The sequence below is a fragment of the Kitasatospora sp. NPDC042419 genome, from assembly GCF_056437345.1.
On record NZ_JBWKAW010000024.1, the window covers coordinates 102,820 to 116,855 of the forward strand.

Here is a 14,036-nt window from a genome sequence, read left to right on the forward strand (position 1 = left end):
ATGGAGGAGCGGGCCCGGGAATCTATACGATGAGCCCATGCGTTCCGTCGATGTGAGCACCCAGGCCCCGGGCACCCGCCTCGTGGCGCGCCTGCACGTCGACCTGTGCCGGCTCGCCAGTGCGATCTGTCCCGGCACGCCGGCGCGCTCGCGCTGAGCAGCCCGCCCCGGCCCGACGCAGGCTCGACGCCCCGGGCCCACCACGCCCTGCCGCGCCCGCTGCGGCCCACCCCACCTCACGACTCGCACAGGAGCGCACCCATGGCCATCGAGGTCCGCATCCCGACCATCCTCCGCACCTACACCGACGGCGCCAAGGCCGTCGAGGGCTCCGGCAGCAACCTCGGGGAACTCTTCCAGGACCTCGACGCCCGCCACCCCGGCATCGCCGCCCGCCTGCTGGACGGCGGCGAGCTGCGCCGCTTCGTCAACGTCTACCTGAACGACGAGGACGTCCGCTTCCTGGAGGGCATCTCCACCGCCGTCGCCGACGGCGACAGCGTCACCATCCTGCCCGCCGTGGCCGGCGGCGCCCGCTGACCTCCCGCCCGCCCCGGCCCCGCGCCCGCCGGCGCGGTCCGCCGGGCCCGGGCGGGCGCCCGACCCGACCCCACCGCCGTTGCCGGAGGCACCCCTTGCGTTACGACAGCCCGCTCGAAGCCGTCGGCAACACCCCGCTGGTCCGCCTGCCCCGGATCTCCGCGGGGATCCCCGGCAACACCGAGGGCCTGGTCACCCTCTGGGCCAAGCTGGAGGACCGCAACCCCACCGGCTCCATCAAGGACCGCCCGGCGCTGCACATGATCGAGCGCGCCGAGGCCGAGGGCCGGCTCACCCCGGGCTGCACCGTCCTGGAGCCCACCAGCGGCAACACCGGCATCTCGCTCGCCATGGCCGCCAAGCTCAAGGGCTACCGGATGGTCTGCGTGATGCCCGAGAACACCAGCGAGGAACGGCGCGAACTGCTCCGCATGTGGGGCGCCGAGATCATCCCCTCGCCGGCCGCCGGCGGCTCCAACACCGCGGTGCGCATCGCCAAGGAGATCGCCGCCGAGCACCCCGACTGGGTGATGCTCTACCAGTACGGCAACCCCGACAACGCCGGCGCCCACTACGCCACCACCGGCCCCGAGATCCTCGCCGACCTGCCCGCCGTCACCCACTTCGTGGCCGGCCTCGGCACCACCGGCACCCTGATGGGAGTCGGCCGGTTCCTGCGCGAGAAGGTCCCCGGTGTGCGGATCGTCGCCGCCGAACCGCGCTACGACGACCTCGTCTACGGCCTGCGCAACCTCGACGAGGGCTTCGTCCCCGAGCTGTACGACGCCGAGGTGCTCACCACCCGCTTCTCGGTCGGCTCCGCCGACGCCGTGCTGCGCACCCGCGAACTCCTCCAGCAGGAGGGCATCTTCGCGGGCGTCTCCACCGGCGCGATCCTGCACGCGGCGATCGGTGTCGGCCGCAAGGCCGCCAAGGCCGGCGAGCGCGCCGACATCGTCTTCGTGGTCGCGGACGGCGGCTGGAAGTACCTCTCCACCGGCATCTACACCGCCGAGTCCACCGAGGCGGCGGTCGAGGCGCTGCAGGGCCAGCTCTGGGCCTGAGCCGCACCGGCCGGCCCGGCGGCCGGCGCCCCGTGCGGCCGTTCGCCGTTCGCCGGTCCGTTCGCACCCGTGACGATCGGGGATTTGTCCGTACCGTGCTCCCGGTCCGTCACGGTACGACCACGGTGTCCGTTCCGCGCCGAAGGTGCCGCCGGGCCCGGAAAAGCTGATCACGCACGTCCCCCCACGCACAGCCGGAGGTGACCCGTGAGCCGCAGCACCGACCTGTGGTCGTACGCCGAGATCGCCCGCCACATCAACGTCCAGCCCGAGACCGTCCGCAACTACCGGCGGCACGGCCTGCTCCCCGAACCGGACGTGACCGACGGCAGCGGCCACCCCCGCTGGTACCCCGACACCATCCGCGCCTGGGCCCGCCGGCGCCCCGGCCACCGCTGAACCACCGCCCGGCCACCCGCCGACCACCGCCCCGACCACCCGACGACCGCTCGTCGACCACTACCGACCACCGCCCGGTCATCCGCCGACCAGGGCACCGGCCCCCGGCTCCCGGCGTTCTGGTGATTCCAGCCACAGCACGGCACGGAGACGGGGGCAAAGTGCCCCTCCGCCCTTACCCTCGACACACGCGAAGGGCAGCGCTACCGGCCGGTTCACCCGGCCCGCTCTGTCATGACCAGCGGCAGCCAGGACGTGTCGGGGCGGAGGGGCTCGGATGAAACTGACCGTGGTGGGGTGCTCGGGGAGCTTCCCGTCCGCCGACTCGCCGTGCTCCAGCTACCTCGTGGAGGCCGACGGCTACCGCGTCGTGCTCGACCTCGGCAACGGCGCGCTCGGCGCCCTGCAGAAGTACGTGTCGATCTACGAGGTCGACGCCGTCCTGCTCAGCCACCTGCACGCCGACCACTGCGTCGACCTCTGCGCCTACTGGGTCGCCCGCAACTACCGCGCCGAAGGCTGTCCCGACCCGATGCCCGTCTACGGGCCGGCCGGTACCGCCGAACGGATGGCCCGCGCCTACGACATGCCCGAGAACCCGGGCATGAAGGAGGTGTTCGAGTTCCGCACCCTCACCCCGGGCCGCTTCGACCTCGGCCCCTTCCGGATCGAGGTCGCCCAGGTCAACCACCCCGTCGACGCCTTCGCCTTCCGGCTGGAGCACGACGGCCGCAGCCTCGTCTACTCCGGCGACACCGGCGAGAGCCCCGAACTCGTCGAACTCGCCCGCGACACCGACCTCTTCCTCTGCGAGGCCGCCTACATCGACGGCCGCGACACCTACCGGGCCGTCCACCTCAACGGCCGCGAGGCCGGCGAGCACGCCACCGCGGCCCACGCCCGCCGGCTCGTCCTCACGCACATCCCGCCGTGGACCGACGCCGAACACAACCTGCGGGACGCCGCCGCCGCGTTCGCCGGCCCCGTCGAGATCGCCCGGGCCGGAGCGGTCTACGAGATCTGAGGCCGCCGGGGCGCACCGGACCCGCCCAGCCCGGGTCCGTCCAGCCAGGACCCGCCCTAGCCGCCGACCGGCGTCAGCCAGTGCCGGTAGCGCGGATCGGCACCCGAGACCGCCGCCTCGTACGCCGCCCGCAACCGCACCGTCAACGGACCCGGCGCGGCCGGCAGCTCCCGGTCGTCCAGCGAACCCACCGCGACCACCCCGGCCGCCGTACCGCACAGGAACACCTCGTCCGCCGCGTACAGGTCCGACCGCAGCAGCGCCTCCACCCGCACCTCCACCCCGAGGTCCCGGGCCAGCGTCAGCACGGTGTCCTGGGTGATCCCCTCCAGCGCGCCCGCACTCGCCGGCGGCGTGCGCAGCACCCCGCCCCGCACCACGAACACGTTCTCCCCGGTGCACTCGCTCACCGCGCCGTCCGGCCCCAGCAGCAGCGCCTCGTCGTACCCCGCGTCGGTCGCCTCCCGGCGGGCCAGCACCGAGTTCAGGTACGGACCGGTCGCCTTCGCGGCCGGCGGCACCGCGTTCGGATCGGTCCGCCGCCAACTGCTCGTCTTCAAACGGATCCCCGCCGCGGCGTCCGGGAGCTGCCCGTGCCACTCCCAGCTCGCGATCGCCGTCGTGGTCGGCGAGAACCGCATGTCCAGGCCCATCGAGCCGTACCCCAGGAAGGCGAAGTGCCGCAGGTAGCACGAACGGTGACCGTTGGCCCGCACCAGCGCCACCGTGGCCTCGGCCAAGTCGTCCACACCGTACGGGAGTTCCATCCGCAGCATGCGCGCACTGCGGTCCAGCCGGCGCAGGTGCTCGGTCAGCCGGAAGACCGCCGGGCCGTCCGCCGTGGCGAACGCCCGGGTGCCCTCCAGCACCCCCGTGCCGTAGTGCAGGCCGTGTGTCAGGACATGCGTCCGCGCCTCCTGCCAGGGCACCAGCGCGCCGTCCAACCAGATCGTCGAAGCTTCGGGAAGAGCTGCCATGCCGCCCATCCTGACCACCCGCCCGCCGCCGGTCAGCCACCCCGGCACTGCCGGAACCGGCCATGACCGGGACCGGAAGCGCACCGTCTCGCCCCTCGGAAACCCCCGCACGGCCCCCCGCCCCCTTCACTAGGCTGCGCCGATGGAGAGCCCCACCGGCGGCGACGCCACCCAGCTCTACGCCCGACTGCTCGCCGGACCGGACCATCCGCCCGCCGAGACCGGCCCCGACTGGGACGAAGCACGACTCGCCGCCGCCACCGCCGAACTGCACGCCCTCGGCCTGCTCCAGCCCACCGCCGCCGGACGTCCCCCCGGCCACGCCGCCGTCTCCGTCGACACCGCCGTCCGCCAACTGCTCATCGACGCCGACGAACAGGTCACCGCCCTGGTCGGCGCGCTGCGCCGGGCCCGCGACTCGGTCGACCACCTGCACACCCGCTACCTGCCGGTCCAGCAGCGCCACCGGGCCGGCACCGCACTCGAAGTCGTCCGCGGCGCCGACCGGATCGCCGCCCTGTTGGAGGACGCCGCGCGCGGCGCCCGCACCGAGGCACTCTCCCTCCGGCCCGGACAGGACCTCTCCGAGGCCGCCCTCGCCGGCAAGCTCGCCCGCGAACGGCTCGCCCTCGCCCACGGGGCCGAGCTGCGCACCATCTATCCGGCCGCGGCCCTGCGCCGGCCGGCCGTGCTCGCGCACGTCCGGGAGTTGACCGCGGCCGGGGCGCGGATCAGGGCCGCCCACTCGCTGCCGCTCTGGCTGATCGTGGTGGACGCCCGGCTGGCGATCCTCCCCGCCCCGGGCGCCGGCGCGGGCGGGGACGCCCCCGCCGCCGGGGCGGCGGTGGTGGTGCGGGAGCCGGCCCTGGTCGCCCTGGTCGCCGAACTGTTCGAGTACTTCTGGTCGGCGGCCTGGATCCCCCCGGAACTCCTCCCGGGAACCGACGACATGACGGACCGTCACATCGAGGTTCTGCGGCTGCTGGCGGCCGGGCTGACCGATGCGGCGATCGCCCGGAAGCTGGAGGTGTCCGAGCGGACGGTGCGCCGGCTGGTCGCCGAACTGACCGCCGGCCTGGGCGCGGAGAGCCGGTTCCAGGCCGGCGTGTACGCGGCCCGCCTCGGCCGCGTCTGACCGCTCCCGGCACGTCCGACCGCCCCGGTGCGGCGGGGCGGTCGGACGCACGAACACACGCACCGGGCGCGGCGGGGCTCAGCGCCGGCCGGGGACCGGCAGTCCGAGGTGGTCGCGCAGCGTCGTCCCGGTGTACTCGGTGCGGAACACCCCGCGCTCCTGGAGCAGCGGCACCACCCGGTCGACGAAGTCGTCCAGCCCGCCCGGGGTGAGGTGCGGGACGAGGATGAAGCCGTCCGCCGCGTCGCTCTGCACGTAGGTGTCGACCTGGTCGGCGACCGCCTCGGGGGTGCCGATGAAGGACTGCCGGCCGGTCACCTCGATCACCAGTTCGCGGCTGGTCAGCTTCTTCTCGGCGGCCACCGCGCGCCACTTGGCGGCGATCTCCAGCGGGTCGCCGAGCGTGGTCCGGCCCTTGACGATGCCGGAGTCCGGGACCGGGTCGACGGCGGGCAACGGGCCGTCCGGGTCGTGGCCGGAGAGGTCGATGCCCCAGACCTGCTCCAGGTAGCCGATCGTGGTCGCCGGACTGACCTGGGCGCGCCGGATCTCGGCGGCGCGCTCGACGGCCTCCTCCTGGGTGTCGCCCAGGACGTAGGTGACCCCGGGCATGATCTTGAGCTCGTCCGGCTTGCGCCCGTACGCGGCCAGCCGGCGCTTGACGTCGGCGTGGAAGGCCTGGCCGGCGGTGAGGGTGTGGTGCCGGCTGAAGATGACGTCGGCGGTGGCGGCGGCGAACTCGCGGCCCTCGTCGGAGTCGCCGGCCTGGATGACGACCGGGTGGCCCTGCGGCGGGCGGGGCGTCGAGAGGGTCCCCTCGACGTCGAACTGCGGGCCCTGGTGGCGGACCGTGCCGCCGTCCGCAGCGTCCCAGAACTCCCGGACCAGCTGCACGAATTCGGCGGCCCGGGTGTACCGGTCGGCGCGGTCGAGGTACCCGCCGCGGCGGAAGTTCTCGCCGGTGAAGGCGTCCGAGGAGGTCACCACGTTCCAGGCGGCCCGGCCGCCGGACAGGTGGTCCAGCGAGGCGAACCGGCGGGCCAGCTCGTAGGGCTCGTTGAAGGTGGCGTTGACGGTGGCGGCCAGCCCGAGGCGGGTGGTGACGGCGGCGAGCGCGTTCAGCACGGTGATCGACTCGGGGCGGCCGACCACGTCCAGGTCGTGGATGCGGCCCTTCACCTCGCGCAGCCGCAGGCCCTCGGCGAGGAAGAAGAAGTCGAAGCGTCCGCGCTCGGCGGTCTCCGCGAGGTGGCGGAAGGAGGCGAAGTCGATCTGGCTGCCGGACGCCGGATCGGTCCAGACGGTGGTGTTGTTGACGCCGGGGAAGTGCGCGGCGAGGTGGATCTGCTTGAGCGGGCGGTCCGTCATCGGGTCACCTCGGCGGGAGCGGCGGCGGGGGCGGCGGCGTCGTTGCCGGCGGCGGGGATCTGGGCGGCGTGGGCGATGGTGGCGGCGACGGCGTACCGGCTGGCCGGGCGGGCCAGGCCGAGGTGCTCGCGCAGGGTGCGGCCGCCGTAGGAGGTGCGGAACAGGCCGAGTTCGCGCAGGGCCGGGACGACGCGGTCGGCGACCGCGGCGAGGTCGCGGGCCGGGTCGGCGGGCACCAGGTGGAACCCGTCGACCCCGCCGCCGCCCTCGGCCAGCTCGCCGATCAGGGCGTCGGCCGCGGCTTCGTCGGTGAGCGAGACCGGGATCCGGGCCAGGATCCGCAGCGACTCACCGGCGTGCAGCCGCAGTTCGGTGGCGGCGGTCAGCCGGGCGGCCCGGTCGGGGGCGTCCAGCAGCACGACGTCCGCGTAGCGGGCCGCCGTGGTGACCCGGGCGCGGCCGCCGGCGGTGGCGTCCGGGGCGAGGTCGGCGGCGGTGACCGTGACGGCGACCACCGGCCGGCCCTGCGGCGGGCGCGGGGTGATCGAGGGGCCGCGGACCGAGAAGTGCGGGCCCTCGAAGTCGATGTAGTGCAGCTTGTCGCGGTCGACGAACCGGCCGGTGGCGGTGTCGCGGATCTCGGCGTCGTCCTCCCAGCTGTCCCAGAGCCGGGCGGCGACCTCGGCGGCGTCGGCCGCCTCGGCCCAGAGCTCGTCGGCCGGCGCGGTGCCCTTGCGGCCGAAGGCCTTCGCCTCGGCCTCGGTGTCGGAGACGCCGACCAGCCAGCCGGCCCGGCCCTCGCTCACCCAGTCCAGGGTGTTGACGGATATCGACGTGTGGAACGGCTCGGTGTGGGTGGTGGTGACGGTCGGCACCAGGCCGAGCCCGCGGGTGACCGGGGCGAGCCGGGAGAAGGTGGCGAGGGCGTCGAGCCGGCGCGGCTCGGGCGCATAGGAGTCGTCGAGGGTGACGAAGTCGAGGGTGGCGCGCTCGGCGAGCCGGGCGAGGGCGGTGAAGTGTCCGGCGTCGACGTGGCCTGGACTGTCGACGGCGGCGGAAAGATGCAGCTGGCGGGGCATGTGTGGCCTTGACTTTCCTCGTACGGAAGCGGTGCGTGCGGAGGCGGTGCGTCGGGCCGCGAGGTGCGCGGACGCGGTGCGTACGGACGCGGGGTGTGCCGTGCGGGCACGCCGCGCGCGGGTTCGCGTGCGGTGCGGCCGGGTGGACGGCGGGGGCCCGGGTCACGGGCGGGACGGGAGGGGTGGTGCGGCCGGGGCGCGGCGGGACGTCAGCCGGGCGGCGGCGGGGGGAACGCTCGGGTCAGGCGCAACACGCCGCGGACCACACGCGACCGAAGTCGATGTGGCTGCGGGTGACCAGCATGCGCGGGGCGTTCACCGCTTCAGTTGACCAGCGATCTTCCCGGTTCGTCAACCACCGTCTCACCGGGCGGCCTCCGGTACGAGACGCGGGGGCGGGGCTCCGCTCCGGGCGCGCCCTGGTACGCGAACGGCCCCGCCCCGCCACCCGGGGGAGCGGGTGGCGGGGCGGGGCCGTGAGCGGCGTCGGGTGGTACTCGGCGTCAGGCCTTGGTGACGTCCTCGATCTCCTCGTCGTCCTCGCGACCGGGGGTCTTGAGGTCGAACTTGACGATCGCGAAGCGGAAGAGGAAGTAGTACAGGGCGGCGAAGGCCAGGCCGATCGGGATGATCATCCACGGGTCGGTGGCCTTGTTCCAGGCGAGCAGGTAGTCGATCAGACCACCGGAGAAGGTGAAGCCGTCGTGCACGCCGAGCGCCCAGGTGAGGGCCATCGAGACGGCGGTGAGGAGCGCGTGGATGACGTACAGCAGCGGGGCGATGAAGACGAAGGAGAACTCGATCGGCTCGGTGACACCGGTGACGAAGGAGGTCAGCGCCAGCGACAGCATCATGCCGGTGACGGCCTTGCGGCGGTGCGGCTTGGCGGTGTGGGCGATGGCGAAGGCGGCGGCGGGCAGCGCGAACATCATGATCGGGTAGAAGCCCGACATGAACTGTCCGGCCGTGGGGTCGCCGGCGAAGAAGCGGGTCAGGTCGCCGTGCACGACGGTGCCGTCGGGCTTGGTGAAGTCACCGGTCTGGAACCAGGCGAAGGAGTTCACGAACTGGTGCATGCCGACCGGCAGCAGACCGCGGTTGACCAGGCCGAAGGCGCCCGCACCGAGCGCGCCGGCGCCGATCAGGGTGTCGTTCAGGCTCTTGATGGCGTCGCCGATCGGGCCCCAGGTCAGGGCGAAGATCACACCGACGGCGGTGCCGACGAAGGCCATGATGATCGGGACGAGGCGGCGGCCGTTGAAGAAGCCGAGCCAGTCGACCAGCTTGGTGCGGTGGTACTTCTGCCACAGCACGGCGCTGAGCAGACCGATCACGATGCCGCCGAGCACACCCGGGTTCTGGTAGGTCGCGGGGACCCACTTGCCGTCCGCGATGTGGCCCTCGGTGATCGGGAACGCGGTCAGCACGTTCTTGTACACCAGGAAGCCGACCAGGGCGGCGAGGGCGGTCGAGCCGTCGGCCTTCTTGGCGAAGCCGATGGCGATGCCCACCGCGAACAGCAGCGGCAGGTTGTCGAAGACACCGTTGCCGGCGGTGGCGAAGACCGCGGCGACCTTGTCCCAGCCGAGCCCGTCCTTGCCGAAGACGTCGTCCTGGCCGAGGCGCAGCAGCAGACCGGCGGCCGGGAGCACGGCGATGGGCAGCTGGAGGCTGCGGCCGATCTTCTGCAGACCCTGGAGCAGGTTCTGGCCGAACTTCTTGGTGGGGCTTGGCGTGGCCGGAGCCGCGGCGGGCGCCGGTGCCTGCGCAGACTGACTCATGGGGGTGGGTTCCTAACGGCAAGGGCGGGTCGGTCGGGGGGTAGGTGCACAGGGGGCCGAACCGCGAACTGGTCTACACCACACGTGGTGTAGACCAGTTTTGTAGCACGGGTGGAGAAGGGGGGGAACCCCTGAAAGCGCTGCTGGTGGGAAGCGCTATGAAATCGAAACCTACTTGCGGATCGACGATCATGATTACCCGCCGTGATTGGGATTTTGGCTATTTGCGCAACAAAAAGCCGGACCCCTTGGCGGGCCCGGCCGCAGGCACCGTCCGGGCCCTGTCCGCGCCCTGTCCGAGCCGCTGTCCGAGCCCCCGCCCGACTCCCGTCGAGGCCTCGTCGAGGGCCCGTCGGGCGCGTGCCCCGGGGGTGCCGAAGGGGCGCCTCGGGGGCGTCGGGGGCCCGGCGCGGGGCCGGGGCCGGAGGGGTCGGCGGCCCGGTCCGGCGGCGGGAAGGGGTGTGGTGTGCGGGGCGTGCGGACGGGGCGGCCGGCTCGGGGGTGCGGTTCGGCGGCGCGCGCGGGTGTCATGCACCCCCCTCGCCCGGCCGCCGGTAATCGTCACCGGGATTGCCGTCCCGCCCGCCGCCGCGATCTCTTCGCGCGGTGAAACCGAAGGCGAAACCGCACGGGGCGGCGGTGCCGGATTGCCGGGCGGCACTTCTGGGCGGCACTTCCGGGCGGGCGGTGATCTTCCCCCCACCCGGGCGCCCGTCCGGAGCCCCACCCGGGCGCCGGCCCGGATCCGCCGCCCGTCGCCCGCCGGTGCCGCGCCCGCCCCGGAGCCGCTTGTGCCCGTCCCGGTACCGCCCGTGCCCGCCCGCGCCCGCGCGGCCCGCGCGTGCCTGCGCCCGGTTCGCCCGTGTCGGGGCAGGCGGGCGGCGGCCGTGCCCGCGCCGGGGCGGGCGGGCACGGGTCGCGCCGGGCCCCGGCCGCCGAATTCGCCGTACCGGAATTGCCCGGAGTTTCGTGTCGGGACCAAAGGCCCGGCCGGGATATACCGAAAGCCCCCGGCCGGTGCTCCGGGGGCTTTATCGGATGGTCCGTGATGACGCTTGGTTTATGCCTTGGTCACGTCCTCGACCTCGTCCTCGTCCTCGCGTCCGGGCGTTTTCATGTTGAATTTCACGATGATGAATCGGAACAGCGCGTAGTACACGACGGCGAAGCAGAGCCCGATCGGGATGATCATCCAGGGCTTGGTGGCCAGGCCCCAGTTGATCACGTAGTCGATCAGGCCGGCCGAGAAGCTGAACCCGTCGTGCACCCCGAGCGCCCAGGTGACCGCCATCGACGCACCGGTCAGCAGGGCGTGCACCGCGTACAGCGCCGGGGCGACGTAGGCGAAGGAGTACTCGATCGGTTCGGTGACACCGGTGACGAAGGAGGTCAGGCCGACCGAGAGCATCAGGCCGTAGATCTCCTTGCGCCGGTGCGGCTTGGCCGCGTGCGCGATCGCCAGGGCGGCGGCCGGCAGCGCGAACATCATGATGGGGAAGAATCCGGAGGTGAACTGGCCCGCCGTCGGGTCGCCGGCCAGGAAGCGCGGGATGTCGCCGTGGACGACGGCGCCGTCCGGTTTCGTGAAGTCGCCGAACTGGAACCAGACGAAGGTGTTCAGCAGCTGGTGCATGCCGATCAGCAGCAGGGCGCGGTTGGCCACGCCGAAGATGCCGGCGCCCCACGCGTCCAGGTCGGCGAGGGTCTGGCTGAAGTCGTTGAACGCCCGGCCGATCGGCGGCCAGACCCAGACCGCCAGGACGGCGACGACCATGCCCACCAGGGCGGTGATCATCGGGACCAGGCGGCGCCCGTTGAAGAATCCCAGCCAGTCGACCAGCCTGGTGCGGTGGAAGCGGACCCACAGCCAGGCCGACAGCAGGCCGATCACGATGCCGCCCAGCACGCCGGGGTTCTGGTACGTCGCGGCGGCGGCCTTGGCCGAGGTGAAGTCCACGCACTGGCTGCCGATCAGGACCGTCGGAAGCTTGCAGTCCTCCGGGAAGGCGTGCAGCACCTGGTAGAAGACGAGGAAGCCCACCACGGCCGCGAGCGCGGTCGAACCGTCCGCCTTCTTCGCCATGCCGATCGCGACGCCGATGCAGAACAGCATGGGCAGGCCGAGCGAGGAGTCCAGCAGTGCGCCGCCCGCCGCCGCGAAGACCTTGGCGACGTCGTCCCAGCCGAGGCCGTCCTTGCCGAACACGTCGGGCTGGCCGAGCCGGTTGAGGATGCCGGCGGCCGGGAGCACGGCGACCGGCAGCTGGAGCGAGCGGCCCATCTTCTGGAGGCCGCCGTAGAAGGTGTGCCACCACGTGGACTGCGGGGCTGTGGCGCCTGCCGAACTCATCCTTCGCCCTCCGGGAGCAGTTGCCGGCCGCGGGCCCCCGCGGGGACCATCGGGCGGGGGTCAGGAACACCCGGGGTGCTTCCTGCGTTCATCGGAGTACACATATATTGGTGTAGACCACTTTGGGACGCAGGCCGCGAGCACCGGGAGCGCGAGCCCCGCTGATCGTCATCCTCGAACGGCGTTCCGGGGCATGCGCGCCGGAATGGGCCAAAAGTGGACTAACGTGGCAAACCGGCCCGGATCGGGTCATGCTGGTCGCGCTGCCAGGCAGCACGATGCGGCACGACCGTCGGCTGACCTCGCGTCAGCACCGGCCGCGACCCACCGCCCCGGCCACCCGCCGGGGTCGGCAGCACAGCGCAGGACGGCACCCGGCAGAGCAGCCGACGGGCCGAGACAGAGGGAGAAAGCAATGGCCAGCAAGGCTGAGAAGATCGTCGCCGGTCTCGGCGGCATCGACAACATCGAAGAGGTCGAGGGCTGCATCACCCGCCTGCGCACCGAGGTCAAGGACGCCTCCCTCGTCGACGAGGCCGCGCTGAAGGCCGCCGGCGCCCACGGCGTCGTCAAGATGGGCACCGCGATCCAGGTCGTCATCGGCACCGACGCCGACCCGATCGCCGCCGACATCGAGGACATGATGTGAGCTGAGCCCACCCAGGCTCACCGCACCTCGGCCCGCCCGCCCCCGTGGCCGGCGGGCCGAGGCGCGTCCGGACCCGCTCGCCCCCGCCTCCGTTCCCACCTCCGTCCCCGTGGTCCGCAGGCCTGCGGGCCCGCGTCCGGAGCACCGCGGCGGGTCCTCCGGGCACGACCGGGACTCCACGGGGCGTACCCGGACCACCCGCCGAAACCGGCTACGCTCGGTGCCTATGTCACGCATCGACGGCCGCACCCCCGACCAGCTCCGCCCCGTCACCATCGAACGGGGCTGGAGCAAGCACGCCGAAGGCTCCGTCCTCATCTCCTACGGCGACACCAAGGTGCTGTGCACCGCCAGCGTCACCGAAGGCGTCCCGCGCTGGCGCAAGGGCAGCGGCGAAGGCTGGGTCACCGCCGAGTACTCCATGCTCCCGCGCGCCACCAACACCCGCGGCGACCGCGAGTCCGTCAAGGGCCGCCTCGGCGGACGCACCCACGAGATCAGCCGGCTCATCGGCCGCTCGCTGCGCGCCGTCGTCGACCACCGCGCCCTCGCCGAGAACACCATCGTCCTCGACTGCGACGTCCTCCAGGCCGACGGCGGCACCCGCACCGCCGCGATCACCGGCGCCTACGTCGCCCTCGTCGACGCCGTCGCCTGGGCCCGTGACAAGAAGATCCTCCGCGCCAAGGGCCAGCCGATCACCGGCGGCGTCAGCGCCGTCAGCGTCGGCATCATCGACGGCGTCCCGATGCTCGACCTCCAGTACGAGGAGGACGTCCGGGCCGAGACCGACATGAACATCGTCTGCACCGCCGACGGCCGCTTCGTCGAGGTCCAGGGCACCGCCGAAGGCGCCCCGTTCGACCGCGCACTGCTCGACCGGCTCCTCGACCTCGGCACCCTCGGCTGCGCCGAACTCGACGAGATCCAGCGCAAGGCCCTCGGCTCCCTCGAAGGCTGAGGTCTCGGTTCCGCTTCGGTTTCCGAAAACCCCCGGGCTCCGGCCTCGGCCGCTGTACAGGCCGGGGCCGGAGCCCGTACGGTTCCCGCAGCACCCGGTTGCGGGAACCGTGCACCCCTCAGCGCGCGTCCTTCCCTTCCGGAAACCCGCGCACCGAGGAGGACCGGATGCCCCAGAGCATCGCCCGCCCGACCATGCTCGCCGTGGCCGGCCTGATCGCCATCCTCCCGCTCAGCGCCGTCAGTTGCTCGGCCGCGCAGAAGGCGCTCGACTGCGGCAACACGGCGGTCAAGATCACCGGGGACATCACCGAGGTCACCAACGCGTACAGCAACGCCAGCAACGACGCGGCCGCCGCCGGGCAGGCGCTGCAGAAGCTCAAGAACGACCTCGACCAGCTCGGCAAGAACTCCAAGGACACCGACGTCGCCCAGGCCATCACCGACCTCTCCACCCAGGTCGACAAGGTCCAGCAGGCCGTCAACAACAAGCAGGTGCCGGACCTCAAGCCGCTCGGCGACGCCGCCTCCAACCTCACCAAGGTCTGCACCGGCTGACGCCCGGTCGGCTGCCCGGCGGGAGCGCCGGGCAAGTGCGTCTCCGGCGGGGCGTCCGGCAGGGGCGTCCGGCAGGGGCGTCGGACGGGAGCGTCGGGCAGGGGCCTCGGGCAGGCGCGTCCGGGCGGGATCGGGCGCCCGGTTAGGGTGGT

Annotated in this window: 14 protein-coding genes; 9 read left to right on the forward strand and 5 right to left on the reverse strand. The window is 73.0% G+C overall.

What is annotated here, in order from left to right; translation table 11 throughout:
- Positions 1 to 37 precede the first annotated feature (37 nt).
- The 5 genes from AC067J_RS32920 to AC067J_RS32940 all read left to right on the forward strand — a co-directional run bounded on the left by AC067J_RS32920 (position 38) and on the right by AC067J_RS32940 (position 3,027).
- A complete protein-coding gene (locus AC067J_RS32920) occupies positions 38 to 157 on the forward strand; it encodes a putative leader peptide (protein ID WP_327677307.1) in 120 nt (39 codons plus the stop codon).
- Positions 158 to 261: 104 nt separating this feature from the next.
- On the forward strand, positions 262 to 540 hold the full coding sequence (locus tag AC067J_RS32925; protein WP_344324737.1) for a MoaD/ThiS family protein: 279 nt from the start codon (positions 262 to 264) through the stop codon (positions 538 to 540).
- A gap of 95 nt (positions 541 to 635) precedes the next feature.
- A complete protein-coding gene (locus AC067J_RS32930) occupies positions 636 to 1,604 on the forward strand; it encodes a PLP-dependent cysteine synthase family protein (protein WP_478305466.1) in 969 nt (322 codons plus the stop codon).
- 207 nt (positions 1,605 to 1,811) lie between these two features.
- Entirely contained in the window at positions 1,812 to 2,003 is a 192-nt protein-coding gene (locus AC067J_RS32935; protein WP_478305468.1) for a MerR family transcriptional regulator, read from the forward strand.
- A gap of 277 nt (positions 2,004 to 2,280) precedes the next feature.
- The gene (locus tag AC067J_RS32940; protein ID WP_478305470.1) at positions 2,281 to 3,027 is read left to right on the forward strand and encodes an MBL fold metallo-hydrolase; all 747 of its coding nucleotides are present in this window, start codon (positions 2,281 to 2,283) and stop codon (positions 3,025 to 3,027) included.
- A 56-nt stretch (positions 3,028 to 3,083) separates the two neighbouring features.
- On the opposite strand, the gene AC067J_RS32945 is transcribed toward AC067J_RS32940, so the two are convergent.
- Positions 3,084 to 4,004: a branched-chain amino acid transaminase gene (locus tag AC067J_RS32945; protein WP_478305471.1), complete on the reverse strand. Its 921-nt coding sequence runs from the start codon at positions 4,002 to 4,004 to the stop codon at positions 3,084 to 3,086.
- Between the two features lie 142 nt (positions 4,005 to 4,146).
- Here AC067J_RS32945 and AC067J_RS32950 point away from each other — a divergent pair, with 142 nt between their 5' ends.
- A complete protein-coding gene (locus AC067J_RS32950; protein ID WP_478305472.1) occupies positions 4,147 to 5,139 on the forward strand; it encodes a LuxR C-terminal-related transcriptional regulator in 993 nt (330 codons plus the stop codon).
- Between the two features lie 78 nt (positions 5,140 to 5,217).
- On the opposite strand, the gene AC067J_RS32955 is transcribed toward AC067J_RS32950, so the two are convergent.
- The 4 genes from AC067J_RS32955 to AC067J_RS32970 form a co-directional block, all read right to left on the reverse strand.
- Complete coding sequence (locus AC067J_RS32955) at positions 5,218 to 6,507, reverse strand: LLM class flavin-dependent oxidoreductase (RefSeq protein WP_478305474.1); 1,290 nt, start codon at positions 6,505 to 6,507, stop codon at positions 5,218 to 5,220.
- The gene (locus AC067J_RS32960) at positions 6,504 to 7,586 is read right to left on the reverse strand and encodes an LLM class flavin-dependent oxidoreductase (RefSeq protein ID WP_478305476.1); all 1,083 of its coding nucleotides are present in this window, start codon (positions 7,584 to 7,586) and stop codon (positions 6,504 to 6,506) included. Before AC067J_RS32960 ends, AC067J_RS32955 begins: the two co-directional genes overlap by 4 nt.
- Before the next feature lie 503 nt (positions 7,587 to 8,089).
- Positions 8,090 to 9,367, reverse strand: coding sequence for a PTS transporter subunit EIIC (locus AC067J_RS32965; protein ID WP_478305478.1), 1,278 nt, complete (start codon positions 9,365 to 9,367; stop codon positions 8,090 to 8,092).
- A gap of 1,060 nt (positions 9,368 to 10,427) precedes the next feature.
- Complete coding sequence (locus AC067J_RS32970) at positions 10,428 to 11,717, reverse strand: PTS transporter subunit EIIC (RefSeq protein WP_478305480.1); 1,290 nt, start codon at positions 11,715 to 11,717, stop codon at positions 10,428 to 10,430.
- Positions 11,718 to 12,132: 415 nt separating this feature from the next.
- Here AC067J_RS32970 and AC067J_RS32975 point away from each other — a divergent pair, with 415 nt between their 5' ends.
- The 3 genes from AC067J_RS32975 to AC067J_RS32985 all read left to right on the forward strand — a co-directional run bounded on the left by AC067J_RS32975 (position 12,133) and on the right by AC067J_RS32985 (position 13,884).
- Complete coding sequence (locus AC067J_RS32975) at positions 12,133 to 12,366, forward strand: PTS sugar transporter subunit IIB (protein ID WP_030060521.1); 234 nt, start codon at positions 12,133 to 12,135, stop codon at positions 12,364 to 12,366.
- A gap of 226 nt (positions 12,367 to 12,592) precedes the next feature.
- Complete coding sequence (gene rph / locus AC067J_RS32980; RefSeq protein WP_478305482.1) at positions 12,593 to 13,327, forward strand: ribonuclease PH; 735 nt, start codon at positions 12,593 to 12,595, stop codon at positions 13,325 to 13,327.
- Between the two features lie 167 nt (positions 13,328 to 13,494).
- Complete coding sequence (locus AC067J_RS32985; protein WP_478305484.1) at positions 13,495 to 13,884, forward strand: hypothetical protein; 390 nt, start codon at positions 13,495 to 13,497, stop codon at positions 13,882 to 13,884.
- Positions 13,885 to 14,036: the final 152 nt, after the last annotated feature.